The organism is Actimicrobium sp. CCC2.4 (genome assembly GCF_034347385.1).
Taxonomy (GTDB): Bacteria; Pseudomonadota; Gammaproteobacteria; order Burkholderiales; family Burkholderiaceae_D; genus Actimicrobium.
Genome location: NZ_CP133777.1, coordinates 3,356,735 through 3,376,538 on the forward strand (window position 1 = coordinate 3,356,735; position 19,804 = coordinate 3,376,538).

Genomic DNA, 19,804 nt, shown 5'->3' on the forward strand with positions numbered 1-19,804 from the left:
GCAGCATCAGGCCGGAATGTCGGGAATGAGCTGCATTTTCAGCAGCGTGATGTGGTCCTTGAGTTGCAGCTTGCGTTTCTTGAGGCGGCGCAGTTGCAGTTCTTCGTGGCGGGTGTCGCGGATCAGCGTATCGATGACCGCATCAAGATCGCGGTGTTCGACTTCGAGCTCGATGATGCGTCGACGCACGTCAGCCGATGGCAGATTACTCATGATCGACCCGACTCGCTGCCGCGCTCGCGCAGACCTGCGACGCACAGGGCGATGGAAAAAAAGAAAGATTTCATTTGGCTCCAGGTTTTGCCGTGCAATTATTCCGTACAATCAAAAAATCTCCAGCGCAGTTTAATCTACCCCGGTCCATGAGCCAATACAAGATAGAAGCAGGAACCGGTCAGCACCCCGGCGACCGTCAGGAACAGCAGGATCGCGTCGCACTGTTCGGTGCCGCCAAAGCCCCCGGTTTCATGATGGCGGTACTTGCCGACGGTATGGGCGGACGCACCGGCGGCGCGATGGCAGCCGAGCAGGTGATCCGCACCGCGCGCCAATTGTTCGACGAATTTTCTCCGCTGACCGGCGACATCGACGCGATGTTACACACTATCGCCATCGAAGCGCACACCATCATCAAGCTCAGCGGACTGACTGTCGAAAAGGAACCGCACAGCACGCTGGTGGTGCTGGTCCTGACCCCGTCCGGCAGCGCGCACTGGGCCCATGCCGGGGATTCACGGCTCTATCGCTATCGCGGCGCGGCCTTTGCGGAACGCACCATCGACCACTCGTTTGTAGAACGCCTGATCGAACAGGGCCGGCTCCGGCCGGAAGAAGCCGCCAATCATCGCTTGTCGAACATCCTCGTCAACGTGCTCGGCAGCCTGCGCGAAGAACCCTACATTACGCTGGGTCGGCATGACGGACTGCAAGCTGGTGATGCGTTCCTGCTGTGCTCGGATGGACTCTGGCATTACTTCAGCGACGAAGAAATGGGCGCAGCGATTGCGGCAAACTCGCCGCGACAACTCTCCGAATTGCTGATCGGGCAGGCCCGCCAGCGGGCTGCCGGTAACAAGGCAGACAACTGCACGATGGCGGTGGTGAAGCTGACGGCGCTTTAGCGGATTCTTTTATGGATACCCGGCCGGCGCGATGCACTGGTCGCGTGCACCAGACACATCCTTCACCACCAACCGCACCTACTGCTTCGCCGCCGCAGCCGCCGCATCTGCCGCCGCTTTCTCTTTAGACGCTTTCAATGCAGCGGCTTTTTCCTCTTCCCCGGCGAGCTTCGCGTCTTTTCGCTCGGCCACCTGTTTCTGGCGTGCCGCGGCATCGGCTTGTTTCTTGTCGAAGGCGCGCATATTGGCGGCACGTTGTGCTTGTCTGGCCTGCTCGCTGGCCTGCTGTTGCGCAGCCTTCGCATCGAAAGCACGCTGGCGTGCCTGCGGATCGACGGTGGCATCGCGCAGTTGCGATCCTTGTGCTTTCAAGGTGCTTGCCGCACGGTCTTCGGCTTTGATAGCGGCGGCTTTTTCGCGATCACGCATGTCCTGCAAACGCTGTGGCGCAGCGGCCTGCTCTTGCGCAGTGCGGATCTCCAGCGCCTTGTCGCGCTGATCAGCGCGGTCGCGCCGGTTGATGTAATTGGCTTCGACCTCGACCGCGCGGACTTCGGCCAGCGCAATGCGTCGCTGCTCTTTGCCGCGATCATTGCACGCGGTCATGAAGAACTTGTCGAAGCAGACCGCTTGCGCCCGCAGATCGGCTTGCTCGATCGTGACGCGCCGCGCCGCTGCATCATTCAATGCCTGTGTGGCGAGCTCGACCGTGACGATCGAGCCGGACGGCCAGTTCAGTCGCAAGCCGGACGGCGGTAATGGTGCCTCGACAGACGCCGCCGGATAGAAGACGGAACAGGCGCTGGCCAGACCGGCGCCGGCCACCAGAAGCGCCAGTCGCAGCGCTCGGCGCAGGGAAAAACTATTGAGCAGGACAATCATGATTCGACATCTTTCAGGTTCAGACCGCAAGGTCGATGGCATTGCGGCGCGGTGCTTCCATGTACTCGCGCGATTGCATTTCGATGATACGCGAGACGGTCCGGTGGAATTCATTGGACAGCGTGCCCTGCGTGTACAACTCTTCCGGCACGACCGCAGCCGACATCACCAGCTTGATCTTGTGATCGTAGAACACGTCGATCAGCCAGGTAAAACGACGGGCCTCCGAGGACATCGACGCCGACATTTCGGGCACCGCCGACAGCAGCACCGTATGGAACCGGCTGGCGATTTCGAGATAATCATTTTGCGAACGCGGACCACCGCACAGCGTCGCAAAATCAAACCAGATCGCACCGCCGGCACGCCGCAAGGCGCGGATTTCGCGTGCCTCGATGCGCACCCGCGGGTCTTCGTCGGCGGTGTCGGCGACGCTGGCAAAGGCGTCGCGCAAGGCCTTGTCGGACATCGCATTGAGCGGCGTGTGATACGCCTCGACCTGCTCCAGCGCACGCTTGCGGTAGTCATTGCCGGCATCGACATTCATCACATCAAGATGCTGCTTGAGCAGTGCGATGGTCGGCAACATGCGGTCGCGGTGCAATCCGTCCGGGTACAGCGTATCGGGTGCGTAGTTCGAGGTAATGACAAATGACACGCCATTGGCAAACAGCGCGCGCATCAGGTTGTACAGGATCATCGCGTCGGCGATGTCGGAGACGTGGAATTCATCGAAGCAGATCAACCGGTATTTTTTGGCGATCTGGCGCGCCACGACATCGAGCGGATCGGCGACTTTTTTCAGTGCATCGAGCTGGCGATGCACGTCACGCATGAACTCGTGGAAGTGCACGCGGGTCTTGCGCACTACCGGCACCACCGAATAAAAACTGTCCATCAAAAACGATTTGCCGCGGCCGACACCACCCCAGAAATACACGCCCCGAGGGACGTCGGGCCGGTTGATCAATCGCTTGAAACTGCTCGAGCGCTGCGACTTGAAGGCGATCCAGTCGTCATAACCTTGCTGCAATCGCTCGACGGCGGCACGCTGCGCCGGATCGGCATTGAACCCGCGCTCGGCAAGCGCGTGTTCGTAAAATTCCATGACGGTCATCGGCTTCGGGTTCACGCGGGTTCTTTCGGGATGAATAGTGTCGGGTCAATTCGGGTAGAACAGAAGCCGTTCGACCTGAGCTTGTCGAAGGCGCACCGGCTTGTGCGCCTTCGACAAGCTCAGGCCGAACGGTTTCTATACAGGCTAATCAGACGCACGCGTACTGCAGTAGCCGTATGGTGGGCACGGCATCACCGTGCCCGCGCGCGCATTACATCAGAAATTCAATGCCCGCTTGTCCACCGCCAACGCCGCTTCCTTGGTCGCTTCGGACAACGACGGATGCGCATGGCAGATCCGCGCGATGTCTTCGGCCGACGCGCGGAATTCCATCGCCACGACGGCTTCCGAAATCAGCTCGGACGCCGATGGGCCGATGATGTGCACGCCGAGAATTTCGTCGGTCTTGGCATCCGCCAGGAACTTGACCATGCCGTTGGTATCGCCCAGCGCACGCGCGCGGCCGTTAGCCAGGAACGGGAATGAGCCGGACTTGTAAGCCACGCCGGCGGCTTTCAATTCCTGTTCGTTCTTGCCGACCCACGCGATTTCCGGCGCGGTGTAAATCACCCATGGCACGGTGTTGAAGTTGACGTGTCCATGCTGGCCGGCGATACGCTCGGCGACGGCCACGCCTTCTTCTTCGGCCTTGTGTGCGAGCATCGGTCCGCGCACCACATCACCGACTGCCCATACATTAGCGACACTCGATTTGCAATCGTCATCGACCACTACAAAACCACGCTCGTCGAGCTTCAGGCCAATCGCTTCGGCGTTCAGGCCGATGGTGTTCGGGGTGCGGCCGATCGAGATGATCAGCTTGTCGAAGACGGCTTTCTGCGCCTCGCCCTTGGCATCGACATACTCGACGGTGACGTCTTTCTTGCCGGTCGTGATGGTGCCGATCTTGACGCCCAGCTGGATGCCCAGGCCCTGTTTGGTGAACAACTTGAACGCCTCCTTGGCGATCTGTTCGTCGACCGCGCCGAGGAATGTCGGCAAACCTTCGAGCACTGTGACGGCTGATCCGAGACGACGCCAGACGCTGCCCATTTCGAGGCCGATGACGCCGGCACCGATGACGCCGAGACGTTTCGGGACTGCGCCGATGGCGAGTGCACCGGTGTTCGACAAAATCATTTTTTCATCGAACGGTGTGCCTGGCAGCGACCGCGCATTCGAACCGGTGGCGATGACGACATGCCTGGCGATCAGTGATTCATTGGTCTTGCCGGTGACTGATACTTCGGTACCGCTGGCGTCATTCTTGACGAACGCGCCGCGGCCGTGAAAGAAGGTAATTTTGTTTTTCTTGAACAGGTACAGGATGCCGTCGTTGTTCTGCTTGACGACGGTGTCCTTGCGCGATTGCATTTGCGGCAGGTTCAGGGAGAGGCCCTTGATATCAATCCCGTGGTCGGCAAATGCATGGCCGGCGTGTTCGAAATGCTCGGACGATTGCAGCAGCGCCTTCGAGGGAATGCAGCCGACGTTGGTGCAGGTGCCGCCCGGTGCGGGACCGCCGGCAGCGTTTTTCCACTCATCGATACAGGCCACCGAGAAGCCCAGTTGCGCAGCACGAATCGCCGCAATGTAGCCACCGGGACCACCGCCGATGACGACGACATCAAAATTTTTCGACATGTTCTTTTCCTTGTTGACTTTACAGACGCCGGAGCGGCCGGCGCAATACTGCGCGGGCCGCTCCGGTGAACGACGGTTTACAGGTCCAGCAGCAGGCGTGCAGGATCTTCCAGCGCTTCCTTCATGGCGACCAGGCCGAGTACGGCTTCGCGACCATCGATGATCCGGTGATCGTAGGACAGCGCCAGATAGTTCATCGGACGGATTACGATCTGGCCGTTTTCGACGACAGCACGGTCCTTAGTGGCATGCACGCCGAGAATGGCGGATTGCGGCGGGTTGATGATAGGCGTCGACAGCATCGAACCGAAGGTGCCGCCGTTCGAAATCGAGAACGTGCCGCCGGTCAGGTCATCCATGGTCAGCTTGCCATCCTTGGCCTTGGCGCCGAATTCGCCGATCTTCTTTTCGATGTCGGCGATCGACATCTGGTCGGCATTGCGCAGTACCGGCACCACCAGACCGCGTGGCGAACCGACTGCGATACCGATGTCGAAATAGCCGTGGTAGACGATGTCATTGCCGTCGACCGACCCGTTGATGACCGGGTATTTTTTCAGGGCAGCGACGGCCGCCTTGACGAAGAAAGACATGAAGCCCAGCTTGACGCCGTGTTCTTTCTCGAACTTGTCCTTGTACTTGTTGCGCAGCTCCATGACCGGCGCCATGTTGACTTCGTTGAACGTGGTCAGGATGGCGTTGGTCTGCTGCGATTGCACCAGACGCTCGGCGATACGGGCACGCAGGCGGCTCATCGGCACGCGCTGTTCAGGACGCTCGCCCAGGTTCGGACCCGCGCCGGTCGCGACCTGCTGCAGCGCCGGTTTGGCCGCAACCACTGGCGCAGCCGGTGTCACTGCTGGTGCCGGTTTCTTTTCCAGCTGGTTGATCACGTCGCCCTTGGTGACGCGGCCATCCTTGCCGGTGCCATCGACTTGCGCGGTGGTCATGTTGTTCTCGGCCAGCATTTTGGCAGCCGCTGGCATGGCCACATTCGCGGCGGCTTTGGAGCCGAGCATGTTGATGGCGGCAGCGACGGGGTCGGTGGTCGTGCTGGCTGAAACGACTGAATCAGGATGCGGTTGCGGAACCGGCAGTGCCGAGATTTCCAGCGGACTGACCTTGGCCGAACCATCGGTATCGATCAGGGCAATGACTTGCCCTGCGACGACCGTTGCGCCATCGGGTTGCATCAGTTGCGTGATGATGCCGTCGGCCGGGGCCGGCAATTCGAGCACGACCTTGTCGGTCTCGATGTCGATCATGTTTTCATCGCGGCTGACTGGCTCGCCGACTTTTTTATGCCATTGCAACAGGGTCGCTTCTGCGACGGATTCTGATAACTGGGGGACTTTGACTTCGAGGATTGCCATGTAAAACTCCGATTCGGTGTGTTCTGGCGGCGCCCCGGCTTCCGGTGCGCCGTCGCATCAATTATTTGGTAAGGACAAAGCCCTTGAGTTTCGAGAACGCGGTGTCGATCAGCGTCTTTTGCTGTGCGTAATGCTTGTCGTAATAACCAACCGCCGGGGAGGCGCTGGCAGGACGACCGGCATAGGCCAGCTTCTGACCATCGACGAGATTCTCGAAGATGTTGTGCTGGATCTGGAACCATGGTCCCTGATTCTGTGGCTCGTCTTGCGTCCACACCAATTCCGTAAAGTTCGGGAATTTTTTCAGTTCGGCAGCCAGTGTCTTGTGCGGGAACGGATACAGCTGCTCGATACGGAAGATCGCCGTATCGACTTGTCCGCGTTCCTTGCGCGCATTGACCAGGTCGTAATAGACCTTGCCGGAACAGGCGATGATGCGCTTGACTTTTTTGGCGTCGATCTTGTCATCGACTTCACCGATAACGGTCTTGAAGCTGCCGGTGGCGAGGTCGGACAACGGCGAGCCGGCATCCTTGTTCCGCAACAGCGACTTCGGCGTCATGATCACCAGCGGTTTGCGGAACAGCCGAATCATCTGACGGCGCAGCAGATGGAAAATCTGCGCTGACGTGGTCGGCTGTACGACTTGCATGTTGTTGTCGGCGCACAGTTGCAGGAAGCGCTCGGGACGTGCGGACGAGTGCTCCGGACCCTGGCCTTCGTAACCGTGCGGCAGCATCATGACCAGGCCGGAAGCCCGGCCCCATTTCACTTCGCCGGAGCTGATGAACTGGTCGATCACAACTTGCGCGCCATTGGCGAAATCGCCGAACTGGGCTTCCCAGATTGTCAGCGTGTTTGGCTCGGCAGTCGAATAACCGTATTCGAAGGCCAGTACGGCTTCTTCGGACAGGACCGAGTCGATCACCTTGAACGGTGCTTGCTGCTCCGAGATGTTTTGCAGCGGAATGTAGCTGCCGGCATCCCAGCGCTCGCGGTTCTGGTCATGCAATACCGCATGACGATGAACGAAGGTACCGCGACCGCTATCCTGGCCGGTCAGACGAATTGCGTAGCCGGACGAGACCAGCGTCGCGTAGGCCAGATGTTCGCCCATGCCCCAGTCGAGGTTGAGTTCGCCACGGCCCATGCTGGCGCGATCGTTCAGGACTTTCTCGACCAGCGGGTGAACCTTGAAGTTGTCCGGCACGGTGGTCACACGCAACGACAGGCGTTTCAGTTCAGCCAGTGGCACGGCGGTGTCAGCTGCGTCGGTCCATTTGCGGTTCAGGAACGGCATCCAGTCGACCGCGTACTTGCTCTTGAAGTTAGAGATGACCGGGTCAACCGTATGGTGGCCGGCATCCATCGCATCGCGGAAGGCTTTGACCATCAGGTCGCCTTCATCGGCGGCAATCGTGCCCTGCGCGACGAGCTTGTCGGCGTACAGTTTGCGGGTGCCCGGATGCTGGCCGATTTTCTTGTACATCAGCGGCTGCGTAAGCGCTGGCGTGTCCTGCTCGTTGTGACCCAGTTTGCGGTAGCAAATGATGTCGACGACGATGTCTTTCTTGAACTCGATGCGGTAGTCCATCGCGATTTGCGTGGCAAAGACGACGGCTTCGGGATCGTCACCGTTCACATGCAGCACCGGCGCTTCGATCATCTTGACGACGTCCGAGCAATACAGCGTCGAACGCGAATCGCGTGGATCCGAGGTCGTGAAACCGATCTGGTTGTTGATCACGATGTGCACCGTGCCGCCCGTGCCGTAGCCGCGGGTCTGGGCCAGGTTCAGTGTTTCCATGACCACGCCCTGGCCGGCAAACGCCGCATCGCCATGGACCAAAATAGGCAGCACTTGCGAGCCGTCCTTGTCGCCGCGTCTGTCCATCCGTGCCTTGACCGAACCCTCGACGACCGGGTTGACGATTTCGAGATGCGACGGGTTGAACGCAAGTGACAGGTGGACCGGACCGCCCGGCGACGTGATGTCGGACGAGAAGCCCTGGTGGTATTTGACATCGCCGGCCGGCAGGTCGTCGGCATGTTTGCCTTCGAATTCCGAGAACAGTTCCTGCGGTGTCTTGCCGAGAATATTGACCAGCACATTGAGGCGACCGCGATGGGCCATGCCGATAACGATTTCCTGGACGCCGCTTTCGCCGGCGCGCTGGATGGTTTCGTCGAGCGAGGCGATGAAGCTTTCGCTGCCTTCGAGCGAGAAACGCTTCTGGCCGACATAGCGGGTATGCAGATAGCGCTCGAGACCTTCGGCGGCGGTCAGGCGGTCGAGGATGTGCTTTTTCTTTTCGTTGCTGAAATTGGCTGACGCGCGGGTCGACTCAAGACGCTCCTGCAACCAGCGCTTTTCGCCCGGGTCGCTGATGTACATGAATTCGGCACCGATCGCGCGGCAGTAGGTGTCGCGCAGCGCATTGAGGATATCGCGCAGGGTCGAGGTTTCGCCGCCGAAGTAGGTATTGCTGATGTTGAACACGATGTCCATGTCGGCATCGGAGAAACTGTAAAAGCTCGGTTCCAGCTCAGGAATGGTCGGACGTTCCTGGCGCTGCAGCGGATCGAGGTTGGCCCAATGGCTCCCCAGAAAACGATAGGCAGCGATCAACTGGGTGACAGCGACACGCTTGCGACCCATTTCGACATCGACAGACGCGACGATAGTACGGATAGGCCCTTGCTTGGCGCGCTCGGCAAACGAGGCGACAACAGGTGCGTGGGCAACATCGGGTTTGTCGGAACCGTCGACTGCCGGGACATTTTGCATCGCATCGAAGTACGAACGCCAGTTGTCAGGCACGGAACCAGGATTGTCGAGGTAGGACTCGTACAGGTCTTCGATGTACGGGGCATTCCCTCCGGACAGATAGGAGTTGGAACGGAACTGCTGCATCATATTGCGCACCTTTCTTCGCGTTTCGCGAGATTAGCGGGTTAGCTTAACCTTCCGCGACACGGCCTGACCGGTTAGCGGATTGCACATCAAGTTGTGGGGAAGGGCGGGATATTCGGGTATTTTTTGAAGCAGCCGACACAATAGCACGTTGGGCGCGGAGCATGATGGACGGCCGCAATCATTCTCGCGCCGGATCATCATCGCAGCGGCATACGCGCTTGTGCGCTCAACCCGGCACCGGCACCGGCGGCCCGCTCATCGCCACGCGATGATCCTGCAGGTTCACGGTGTGTGCCGGCAAAGCCAGCTCGGCCCTGTGCCGCGTGATGATGCCGGCAATCTGCAGCATCACGTCCTGCTTGATTTCATGGAACGGGATCCACTCCGTGGTGCGGGTAAAGGTATAGACCAGGATGTCGATCGACGACACGCTGAACTGCAGCAGATTAACGATGGTCGGCTGATTCTGGTCAATCTCGACATTTGCTGAAAGCAAAGCTTTGATGTCACTCACGATCGCGGCCACCTTGTCGATGTCATCCAGACGAACACGAACCGTTTCGTAGATACGGCGATTGGTCATGCGCGATGCATTCTCGACCGCGATGGTGTTGAACAGGCCGTTCGGCACGTACAACGGCCGCATGTCGAAGGTACGGATGCGGGTCAGGCGCCAGCCAATGTCCTCGACGGTACCCTCGATTTCCTTGTCCGGGGACCGGATCCAGTCACCGACTTCGAAAGGACGATCCCAGTACACCATCAAGCCACCGAAAAAATTCGCCAGCAAATCCTTGGCTGCAAAACCCACCGCGATACCGCCCACGCCACCGAAAGCCAGCACGCCCGAGATCGAGAACCCCAGACTCTGCAGCATCACCAGCGCCGCCGTGATGAGTACCGACACGCGCAGCAGCTTGCCGACCGCGTCGACGGTCGTGCGATCCGACGGCTGGTTGCGCGCGGTGCGATGGGCGATGACGCCATCCTGAACGTTTTGGACCAGACGCAGCAGGAACCAGGTCAGGCAGCTGATGACGCCGATCTTGCGCGCCGGTGCGACCAGCTCGAACAGCGTCGCATCGGTTTCGGCATCAATCAGATGGCCGACGAAGGCCAGCCCGAGGATCCAGGCCAGTACGGTTAGCGGTTTGCGCAGCGCCGACACCAGCGCAAAGTCCCACGGCGTATCGGTCAGGCGGGTACGCGCTTCCAGTCCGGCCAGCAGCCGACGCAAGAAAAAATTGGTCACGACGACCAGTAGCACAATGATAAAAATTTGCAGTACCAGGGCGATCATGGTGTCGCCACGGGTCACGCGCAACAGCCAGGCTTGCAGGAAATCTACGGACATCGGGGGTCAGTACAAGAGGTGAATGGAAAGCGCGGGGCCATTCTAACGCCTGCACCACATCATCGCCGGCGATGCAGACGTGCCGCTGCAGCCAACTACCGGCGACAATGAGCACCCTTCCCTGCCAACTGACCGCCATGAACCAAATTATTCGCACACTGTCGCTGCTACTGTGGATGGCGCTGCCGTCATCACCCGCTCTCGCCCGATCGCCGGATAGTGTCATCGACATCCCGGTTCGCCAGCAAGCCAGCGTGCCGGTGTTCTGGATGCCACGACCGGACGCGGTCGCTACTGTCATTGTGCTGCCGGGCGGTGGCGGGAGCTTCGGCAAGCTGGTCGATGGCGTGCCCACAGGCGGCAACTTTCTGGTCCGTAGCCGCGATGATTTTGCCGCGCGCAAGCTCAACGTCGCGGTGGTCGGGCGGCCATCGGACAGCGCCGATCTGGATTACGCCTACCGGGCCGGCAGCGAGCACACCGGCGACCTCCAAAAAGTTGTTGCCACCATCAGGCAGCTGTCCGGACAACGGCCCTGGCTGATCGGCACCAGCCGTGGCACGGTATCGGCCACCGCTGCCGCAATCGCTTTCGGCAATGAGCAGCTGGCCGGCATCGTGCTTTCGTCGAGCATCGTCAATGTCGCCAAACCCGGCAACGTCCCCGCGCAGGATCTGTCTGCCCTCCGCATTCCGGTGCTGGTGCTGCATCACGCCAGGGACGCCTGCCGCCAATGCGATCCGGCCCAGGCTCATCGCATCATCGATGGGCTGGTCCATGTCGCTGCGTCAGACAAGCAATTGATGATGGTCGATGGCGGCAGCAACCCGAGCGGCGACACTTGTGGCGCGCAGCATTGGCACGGCTACATCGGCATGGAAAAAGAAGCAGTCGACATGATCGCCGACTGGATCAACGCGCACGGCAGCAAGCCATGAAAAAGCCCCGCGGACAGCAACTGCCGGCGGGGCTTCTGATGAGGCTGGCAGCCCGGCCCGAGAGCCGGACCGGAGTGGCAATTAACGGTCGGCGATAGGCGTCACGTTACGGGCAGTTTCACCGACGAACAGCTGGCGCGGACGGCCGATTTTCTGTTCCGGATCCGAGATCATTTCATTCCATTGAGCGATCCAACCGACGGTACGGGCCATCGCGAAGATACCGGTAAATAGCGAGACCGGGATACCCAGTGCCGATTGCACGATGCCCGAGTAGAAGTCGACGTTCGGATACAGCTTGCGGGTCACGAAGTACTCGTCTTCCAGCGCGATTTTTTCGAGTGCCATGGCGAGCTTGAACAGCGGGTCGTCTTGCAAGCCAAGCTCTTCCAGCACTTCGTAGCAGGTCTCGCGCATCAGCTTGGCACGCGGATCAAAGTTCTTGTAGACGCGGTGTCCGAAGCCCATCAGTTTGACGCCGGAGTTCTTGTCCTTGACCTTGGCAATGAACTCGGGAATCTTGTCGACGCTACCGATGTCCTTGAGCATATTCAGGGCAGCTTCGTTGGCACCACCGTGCGCAGGACCCCACAGACAGGCGATGCCGGCAGCGATACAGGCGAACGGATTGGCACCGCTCGAACCGGCCAGACGTACTGTCGAGGTCGAGGCATTTTGTTCGTGGTCAGCGTGCAGGATCAGGATGCGGTCGAGCGCGCGTACCAGCACGTCGTTGACCTTGTACTCTTCGCACGGGTTCGAGAACATCATCCGCATAAAGTTGGCGCTGTACGACAGGTCGTTGCGCGGGTACACGAAGGGCTGGCCGACGTTGTATTTGTAAGCCATCGCAACCAGCGTCGGCAGCTTGGCGATCAGCCGGATGGCCGACACTTCACGGTGATGCGGATCCGTGATGTCGAGCGAGTCATGATAGAACGACGACAGCGCGCCGACGGTACCGACCAGCACGGCCATCGGATGCGCATCGCGACGGAAACCACGGAAGAAAAACTGCATCTGGTCGTGGATCATCGTGTGCTGCGTGACGGTGTCGACGAACTTGCTGCGCTCTTCGACGGTCGGCAGTTCGCCGTTCAGCAGCAGATAGCAGGTTTCCAGAAAATCACAATTCACCGCCAGCTGTTCGATCGGGTAACCGCGGTACAGCAGCTCGCCCTTGTCGCCATCGATGTACGTGATGGCCGAATTACAGGCCGCGGTCGACATGAAACCCGGGTCATACGTGAACTTGCCGGTAGCACCGTAGAGCTTGCGGATATCGATGACATCCGGTCCGACAGTACCTTTGTAGATCGGCATTTCCAACGACGGGCTGCCGTCGGAAAACGACAGGGTTGCGGTTGTATCAGCGGTTTGGGACATGGCTGTTCCTTCTCTTGAACGGTGAGTCGGTGAATGGGTAAAAGCGGGACATAAGGGAAACGGGAAACAGGTGCTTCAGGCTGCCCGCAAGCGCGTCAGCAAGGCATGGACACGCGGCAGATCATCGACACCATCGGGCTCTTTGCGCGCGAGGATCAGGTCCATCAGGTCATTGTCGGAGACATCCAGGATACGGGTCAGCGCGTCGACTTCATCGTCGGTCAGGCCGGCTTCGTGCGCATCCAGAAAACGGGTGAGGATCAGGTCATTTTCCAGCAGGCCACGGCGGGCACGCCAGCGCAGGCGGGCTCGGTTGGCGGGATCGGACTGATGCGTGGTGGACATGGGCTACGGTCATTCTTGTCAGATGCCCCGCGACGCTTGCGCGGCCGCAGGGCAGTTCGGTAAAGCAGCCTGACTCAGACTGCGCGACGCACCATCATCTCTTTGATCTTGCCGATGGCCTTGTTCGGGTTCAAGCCCTTCGGACAGACATCAACGCAATTCATGATCGAATGGCAGCGGAACAAACGGTACGGATCTTCGAGGTTGTCGAGTCGCTCGGCCGTGGCTTCGTCGCGCGTGTCGGCGATGAAACGATAGGCTTGCAACAGGCCGGCCGGGCCGACGAACTTGTCCGGATTCCACCAGAACGACGGGCACGATGTCGAGCAGCACGCGCACAGGATGCACTCGTACAGGCCATCGAGTTCTTCGCGTTCGGTCGGCGATTGCAGACGTTCTTTTTCCGGCGGGATCGTCGTGTTGATCAGGAACGGCTTGATCGAGTTGTATTGCTTGAAGAACTGCGTCATGTCGACGATCAGGTCGCGGATGACAGGCAAGCCCGGCAGCGGACGCAAGACAATCGGCTGTTTCAGTTCTTTCAGGTTGGTGGTGCAGGCCAGACCGTTCTTGCCGTTGATGTTCATCGCGTCGGAACCGCAGACGCCTTCACGGCATGAGCGGCGCAGCGCCAGCGAGTCATCGACATCGGCCTTGATGCGTTGCAGCGCATCGAGCAGCATCTTGTCGGTATCCTGCAATTCGACGGTCAGCTTCTGCATGTACGGCTTGGCATCCTTGTCCGGATCGTAGCGGTAGATTTCAAAATTCAGAGTGCGTGGCATAAGTACCTTTTTTGCGGAACCGGGTCGCGCACTGCGCGGCACAGCTCTCAACATTCAATCGGTAGGCGACATCGGGACTGGCAGTGCCAGACCCGGTTCGCCGGTTTGTTAGAACGTACGGGCTTTCGGCTGGAAGGTCTCGACGGTCAGCGGCTTGGTCACTACCGGTTTGTAGTCAAGGCGATTTCCTTCCGAATACCACAGCGAATGCTTCATCCAGTTGGCATCGTCACGCGTTTCGTAGTCACTTTGCGCATGCGCGCCACGTGATTCCTTGCGTGCCAGTGCCGACGAGATGGTTGCCTTGGCGGCTTCGATCATGTTGTCCAGTTCGAGGGCTTCGACACGGGCGGTGTTAAAGACCTTCGACTTATCCTTGAACGAGACATGCTTGCGCCGCTCATCGAGTTCCATGATCGCGTTGTAGCCGCCCTGCAGCAGTGCATCGGTGCGGAATACGCCGCAATACCGTTGCATCGCTGCCCGGATGTCGTTGGCAACGTGCTGCACTTTTTCGCTGCCGGTCGAGGTTTCGAGCTTGTTCAGGCGATCCATCGCGAAGTCCGACGCGTCCGCTGGCAACGCCTTGTTGCTGCGCTCCTTGAGACCGCTGGCGACCACGTGATTACCAGCTGCACGACCAAATACCAGCAAGTCGAGCAAGGAGTTCGTTCCAAGGCGATTGGCGCCGTGGACCGACACGCAGGCGCACTCGCCGATGGCATACAAGCCATTGACCACGGCGTTCGGATTACCGTTTTTAGGCGCAACGACCTGACCGTGGATATTGGTCGGGATACCACCCATCTGGTAGTGAATCGTCGGCACGACCGGAATCGGCTCTTTGGTGGCATCGACGTTGGCAAACTTGTGACCGATTTCAAGAATCGATGGCAAGCGCTTCTGAATCGTCTCGGCGCCGATGTGACGCAAATCCAGCAGCACGTGGTCCTTGTTCGGACCGCAACCGCGACCTTCCTTGATTTCCTGGTCCATCGAACGGGACACGAAGTCGCGCGGTGCCAGATCCTTCAGGGTAGGCGCGTAACGTTCCATGAAACGCTCGCCCTCGCTGTTGATCAGGATGCCGCCTTCGCCGCGCACGCCTTCGGTGATCAGCACGCCCGCGCCGGCCACGCCGGTCGGGTGGAACTGCCAGAATTCCATGTCTTCGAGTGGCAGGCCGGCACGTGCTGCCATGCCCATGCCGTCACCGGTGTTGATGAAGGCGTTGGTCGATGCGGCCCAGATACGTCCCGCACCGCCGGTTGCCATGATGGTGGTCTTGGCTTCGAGGATCATGCATTCGCCGGTTTCCATCTCGAGCGCAACCACGCCGATGACATCGCCGTCAGCATCGCGAATCAAATCCAGTGCCATCCATTCGACGAAGAAATGCGTCTTGGCGCGCACATTGCGCTGATACAGCGTGTGCAGCATCGCATGACCGGTACGGTCAGCGGCGGCGCAGGCGCGCTGGACTGGCTTCTCGCCGAAGTTGGCGGTGTGGCCGCCAAACGGACGCTGATAAATCGTGCCGTCCGGATTACGGTCAAACGGCATGCCGAAGTGTTCGAGTTCGTAGACCACTTTCGGGGCTTCGCGACACATGAATTCGATGGCGTCCTGGTCACCCAGATAATCGCCACCCTTGACGGTGTCGAACATGTGCCAGAACCAGCTGTCCTCGGACATGTTGCCAAGGGAAGCGCCGATGCCGCCCTGGGCAGCGACAGTATGCGAACGGGTAGGAAATACTTTTGACAGAACGGCGACGTTCAGACCGGCTTCGGCAAGTTGCAGTGAAGCACGCATGCCCGAACCGCCTGCACCGATGATCACGGCATCAAAGCGGCGCGAGGGAAGGGCTGATTTGATAGCTGACACGATTAAGCTCTCCAGATAATTTGTGCCGTCCATCCGGCACAAGCGATCAGCCACAGGATAGTGGCGACTTGCAAAGAAATACGAATAGAAACTGGTTTGACGTAGTCCATCCAGATGTCGCGCATGCCAACCCAGGCGTGATAGAACAATGCGAGGAAGGTGACAAAGGTCGCGATCTTGAACCACTGCTGGGCGAACATCCCTGCCCAGCCGGCGTAACTGAAGTTTTGGGCCTTGAAGAAAGCAACCAGCAGGATCACGGTATAGACCGCCATCACGGCAGCGGTAATGCGCTGTGCCAACCAGTCCTTGAGACCGTAGTGCGCCCCGACAACCAGGCGGTTTGGTCCGATGTTGTTATTGGCCATTAAAATGCTCCGAACAGTTTCAGTGCTACCAGACCGGCTAGCGGCAAGCTGACGGCAAACACAATGACGGCTGATTTGCGGGCGGAATCCTTTTCGATACCGATGTGGTTATCCATGAACAGATGACGGATACCGGCGCAAAAGTGATGAATGAAAGCCCAGGACACAGCCAGCAGGACCAGCTTGACGAACCAGTTGGACGTAATACCCTTGAAGTACTCGAACGTCCCTTCGGACAGCAAGCTCTGGTCTAGCAGGTACAGGATAGCGGGCAACAGTGCGAACATCAGAAAACCGCTGATGCGATGGAGAATCGAGATCAATCCGGCCAGCGGAAGGCGGTAGTTTGCCAGCTGCGTGACATGAATGTTCCGAAATTCCGGCCTGTTTGTTTTTGTTACTTCAGACATGCGAACATCTCCCAGACTTGATAATTTCGTAATTTTACCGATTTTGTGCGCCACACCAAAGTTAATCGGCGCGCCCCGACAATATAGCCCTTTACCGCCAGGCTTGCTCGGCGTGATATTGCATTAAATCAACTCGCTCTGATAATGGTGGCTATCGGTACGGTACAAACCACGTCGGACTTCGACCGGCTTGTCGCCATAGGTAAACGACACCCGCTCGACGCTCAGCAGCGGCGTATCGGTGACCACCTGCAGCCAGCCACAAGCGACATGATCAGCATGCACGGCGCGGATTTTTTCGGTGGCGCGGATCATACGGGTACCGAATTCGGTCTCGAACAAGCCGTACATCGGGCCCTTATATTCCACCAGCCGCTCGGCGGTCAATCCCTTGAAAATGGTCCCCGGCAGCCATAACTCTTCGAGGATCGCCGGTGCCCCATCGAATGACTGCACCCGCTTGATAAAGATCACCGCGTCGGCCGGCTTGATGTCGAGCAGACGAGCCACGTCAGCAGGTGCGCGCTGACGCTTGACTTCGATGATCACGTTATCAGCCTGATGGGCCACGCCGGCGTCCGGCATCAGCCGCAGGAAGCGGAACTGTGCGCGCACTTCATGGTGCGTCGCAACGAAAGTGCCCTTGCCCTGGCGGCGCACCACCAGATTTTCGGACGACAGTTCATCGATGGCCTTGCGCACCGTACCTTGGCTGACCTTGAAGCGACCGGCCAGTTCGACCTCGCTCGGGATCAATTCACCGGGCTTCCATTCACCGGCCTGCAGACTGGCCGTGATCAGCGCCTTGATTTGCTGATACAGCGGACTGAACGTAGGTGCAGCGCCGGCGCTGGCGGGCGCGGCTGCTGGGGTGACGGAAGAAGGCATCGAATTACTCATAGGTCAGGATTTCATCACGAAAACACCCCGCCCGTCCAGCAAAAAGTATGTTGTGATATGTCTTATATAAGACATAAGATTAAGATTGACAGCTATCCTTTGCGCGCCTACACTCGCGCTCAATTTTGATGCACGACCAGTTAATGCCGGATGCCACGCGCCCATGCGATTTGTCATCCGGCGCTTCACCGGTTTGCGAAGTCTGGCTGACCTGCCAGATTTTCAGCGGTATCATTGCGAGCTGTCGGAAACCGGCATACCGGTTTCCTGCATTGTTTTTCTACCCACTTGGAGATTCATCATGGCAAAAGCCCCAATGCGTGTTGCAGTGACCGGCGCTGCCGGCCAGATCGGTTATTCATTGTTGTTCCGCATCGCCAACGGCGACATGCTCGGCAAGGACCAGCCGGTCATCCTGCAATTGCTTGAAATCCCCGACGAAAAAGCCCAGAAGGCCCTCAAGGGCGTGATGATGGAAATCGATGACTGCGCCTTCCCGCTGCTGGCCGGCATGTCGGCACACAGCGATCCGATGACGGCGTTCAAGGATATCGATGTCGCACTGCTGGTTGGTGCCCGCCCACGCGGCCCCGGCATGGAACGCAAGGATCTGCTGGAAGCCAACGCGCAAATCTTTACGGTGCAAGGCAAGGCGCTCGACGCCGTTGCGTCGCGCAATGTCAAGGTTCTGGTCGTCGGCAACCCTGCCAACACCAATGCCTACATCGCCATGAAATCGGCACCCAACCTGCCCGCCAAAAACTTCACCGCAATGCTGCGCCTGGATCACAACCGCGCCCTGTCGCAAATCGCGGCCAAGACCGGCAAGCCAGTCGCCTCGATCGAAAAACTGTGCGTCTGGGGTAACCACTCGCCGACCATGTACGCCGATTACCGCTTCGCGACCATCGACGGCCAGTCGGTCAAGGACATGATCAACGACGCCGCATGGAACAAGGACACCTTCCTGCCGACAGTCGGCAAGCGCGGTGGTGCAATCATCGAAGCACGCGGCCTGTCGTCAGCGGCATCAGCGGCCAACGCCGCCATCGATCACGTGCATGACTGGGTACTCGGTACCGGCGGCAAGTGGACCACGATGGGTATCGCGTCGGACGGTTCGTACGACATCCCAGAAGGCACAATCTTCGGCTTCCCGGTCACCACCGAGAATGGCGAATACAAGATTGTCGCCGGCCTGGCCATCGACGAATTCTCGCGCGAGCGCATCAACGTCACGCTCAACGAATTGCTGGAAGAGCGCGAAGGCGTCAAGCATCTGGTCGGCTAAGCCAGCCGGGATGTTCTGATATCGGCCACCGCAGCTTGCAACACCGTTGCAGCAGCGGTGGTCTTCCGGATTTTTACAGCAGTCTTTTTTACTTATGCTTATGCATCCATCCGAGGTCTTATTCCAGGGCAAACGTCCACCGGTATCACTACCGGTCTGTGATCATTACGCCGGCTCCGATAAGCTGATGCGCAAGTCGATTGCCCTGCAACAAGAGCTTGGCCCGGTTTTTGACATCACCTTCGATTGCGAAGACGGTGCCGCCGCCGGCGACGAACAGGCCCACGCCGAACGGGTCGCTGCGCTGATCGCCAGCGATGCCAATCAGTTCGGTCGTATCGGTGCCCGCGTGCACGACGTACACAGTGAATTCTTTGCTCAGGACGTCGCCATTATTTGTCAGGGCGCGGCCCGACAGCTGGCTTATCTGGTCATCCCGAAAGTCGAGAGCGTGGCCGAAGTCATCGCCGCCATCGACCTCATCAACCATCATGCGCGCCACGCCGGCCGCGAAGCATTGCCGATCCATGTGCTGATCGAGACGCACGGCGCGTTGGCTGACGTGTTTGCCATCGCCGCGCTGGAACAAGTCGAGTGCCTGTCCTTCGGCATCATGGATTTTGTCTCGGCCCATTACGGCGCGATTCCGGCCAGCGCGATGCGCACGCCCGGCCAGTTCACCCATCCGCTGGTCATGCGCGCCAAGCTTGCTATTTCGGCCGCCTGCCATGCCCACGGCAAGGTTCCATCGCACAACGTCACGACCGACATCAAAGACAGCGGTATCGCAGCCAATGATGCCAGCCGCGCCGGAAGTGATTGCGGCTACACCCGGATGTGGAGTATCCATCCGGACCAGATCAAGCCGATCGTCAAGTCCTTCATGCCACGCAGTTCCGAAGTGGCAGAAGCCGCACAAATTCTCACTGATGCCCAGGCCGCCTCGTGGGGGCCGATCAAACATAATGGTCGCTTGCATGATCGCGCCAGTTATCGCTATTACTGGACTATCCTGCAACGTGCGCGGTCCAGCGGCTTGCCGCTCCCCGACAGCGTCATCCATTTGTTACCCACCTGATTCCGGAG

The 19,804-nt window shown here is 59.2% G+C and carries 18 protein-coding genes; 4 read left to right on the forward strand and 14 right to left on the reverse strand.

All coding sequences use genetic code 11. The features are described from left to right. Positions 1-6: 6 nt before the first annotated feature. Positions 7-213 carry a YdcH family protein gene (locus tag RHM62_RS15420; RefSeq protein ID WP_322122946.1) on the reverse strand — a complete coding sequence of 69 codons (207 nt, stop codon included), beginning with the start codon at positions 211-213 and terminating at the stop codon, positions 7-9. Between the two features lie 149 nt (positions 214-362). On the opposite strand from RHM62_RS15420, the gene RHM62_RS15425 reads away from it, so the two are divergent. Beyond that, on the forward strand, positions 363-1,121 hold the full coding sequence (locus RHM62_RS15425; protein WP_322122947.1) for a PP2C family protein-serine/threonine phosphatase: 759 nt from the start codon (positions 363-365) through the stop codon (positions 1,119-1,121). Between the two features lie 78 nt (positions 1,122-1,199). Here RHM62_RS15425 and RHM62_RS15430 read toward each other — a convergent pair whose 3' ends face one another. The 6 genes from RHM62_RS15430 to RHM62_RS15455 form a co-directional block, all read right to left on the reverse strand. Beyond that, on the reverse strand, positions 1,200-2,003 hold the full coding sequence (locus RHM62_RS15430) for a hypothetical protein (protein WP_322122948.1): 804 nt from the start codon (positions 2,001-2,003) through the stop codon (positions 1,200-1,202). 19 nt (positions 2,004-2,022) lie between these two features. Further along, entirely contained in the window at positions 2,023-3,120 is a 1,098-nt protein-coding gene (gene zapE, locus RHM62_RS15435; protein ID WP_322125423.1) for a cell division protein ZapE, read from the reverse strand. 216 nt (positions 3,121-3,336) lie between these two features. Next, on the reverse strand, positions 3,337-4,764 hold the full coding sequence (lpdA, locus tag RHM62_RS15440; RefSeq protein WP_322122949.1) for a dihydrolipoyl dehydrogenase: 1,428 nt from the start codon (positions 4,762-4,764) through the stop codon (positions 3,337-3,339). Positions 4,765-4,841: 77 nt separating this feature from the next. After that, entirely contained in the window at positions 4,842-6,137 is a 1,296-nt protein-coding gene (gene odhB / locus RHM62_RS15445) for a 2-oxoglutarate dehydrogenase complex dihydrolipoyllysine-residue succinyltransferase (RefSeq protein WP_322122950.1), read from the reverse strand. 61 nt (positions 6,138-6,198) lie between these two features. Then, positions 6,199-9,054, reverse strand: coding sequence for a 2-oxoglutarate dehydrogenase E1 component (locus tag RHM62_RS15450; RefSeq protein WP_322122951.1), 2,856 nt, complete (start codon positions 9,052-9,054; stop codon positions 6,199-6,201). 226 nt (positions 9,055-9,280) lie between these two features. After that, on the reverse strand, positions 9,281-10,408 hold the full coding sequence (locus RHM62_RS15455) for a mechanosensitive ion channel family protein (protein WP_322122952.1): 1,128 nt from the start codon (positions 10,406-10,408) through the stop codon (positions 9,281-9,283). A 137-nt stretch (positions 10,409-10,545) separates the two neighbouring features. On the opposite strand from RHM62_RS15455, the gene RHM62_RS15460 reads away from it, so the two are divergent. After that, positions 10,546-11,346 (forward strand): alpha/beta hydrolase, encoded by an 801-nt coding sequence (locus tag RHM62_RS15460; RefSeq protein WP_322122953.1) that lies wholly within the window; start codon positions 10,546-10,548, stop codon positions 11,344-11,346. 81 nt (positions 11,347-11,427) lie between these two features. Here RHM62_RS15460 and gltA read toward each other — a convergent pair whose 3' ends face one another. The 7 genes from gltA to RHM62_RS15495 form a co-directional block, all read right to left on the reverse strand. Then, positions 11,428-12,732 carry a citrate synthase gene (gene gltA / locus RHM62_RS15465; protein WP_322122954.1) on the reverse strand — a complete coding sequence of 435 codons (1,305 nt, stop codon included), beginning with the start codon at positions 12,730-12,732 and terminating at the stop codon, positions 11,428-11,430. A gap of 75 nt (positions 12,733-12,807) precedes the next feature. After that, entirely contained in the window at positions 12,808-13,077 is a 270-nt protein-coding gene (locus tag RHM62_RS15470; protein WP_009665251.1) for a succinate dehydrogenase assembly factor 2, read from the reverse strand. A 74-nt stretch (positions 13,078-13,151) separates the two neighbouring features. Then, the gene (locus RHM62_RS15475; RefSeq protein ID WP_009665250.1) at positions 13,152-13,862 is read right to left on the reverse strand and encodes a succinate dehydrogenase iron-sulfur subunit; all 711 of its coding nucleotides are present in this window, start codon (positions 13,860-13,862) and stop codon (positions 13,152-13,154) included. A gap of 108 nt (positions 13,863-13,970) precedes the next feature. Further along, positions 13,971-15,749 (reverse strand): succinate dehydrogenase flavoprotein subunit, encoded by a 1,779-nt coding sequence (gene sdhA, locus RHM62_RS15480; protein WP_322122955.1) that lies wholly within the window; start codon positions 15,747-15,749, stop codon positions 13,971-13,973. A gap of 2 nt (positions 15,750-15,751) precedes the next feature. Continuing rightward, complete coding sequence (sdhD, locus tag RHM62_RS15485) at positions 15,752-16,117, reverse strand: succinate dehydrogenase, hydrophobic membrane anchor protein (protein WP_322122956.1); 366 nt, start codon at positions 16,115-16,117, stop codon at positions 15,752-15,754. Then, entirely contained in the window at positions 16,117-16,527 is a 411-nt protein-coding gene (sdhC, locus tag RHM62_RS15490; RefSeq protein ID WP_322122957.1) for a succinate dehydrogenase, cytochrome b556 subunit, read from the reverse strand. Before sdhC ends, sdhD begins: the two co-directional genes overlap by 1 nt. A gap of 123 nt (positions 16,528-16,650) precedes the next feature. Further along, positions 16,651-17,415 (reverse strand): GntR family transcriptional regulator, encoded by a 765-nt coding sequence (locus RHM62_RS15495; RefSeq protein WP_322122958.1) that lies wholly within the window; start codon positions 17,413-17,415, stop codon positions 16,651-16,653. A gap of 313 nt (positions 17,416-17,728) precedes the next feature. On the opposite strand from RHM62_RS15495, the gene RHM62_RS15500 reads away from it, so the two are divergent. Both RHM62_RS15500 and RHM62_RS15505 read left to right on the forward strand, forming a co-directional pair. Continuing rightward, a complete protein-coding gene (locus RHM62_RS15500; protein WP_040723083.1) occupies positions 17,729-18,718 on the forward strand; it encodes a malate dehydrogenase in 990 nt (329 codons plus the stop codon). Positions 18,719-18,818: 100 nt separating this feature from the next. Beyond that, entirely contained in the window at positions 18,819-19,796 is a 978-nt protein-coding gene (locus tag RHM62_RS15505) for a CoA ester lyase (protein ID WP_322125424.1), read from the forward strand. The last annotated feature ends 8 nt before the right edge of the window (positions 19,797-19,804 follow it).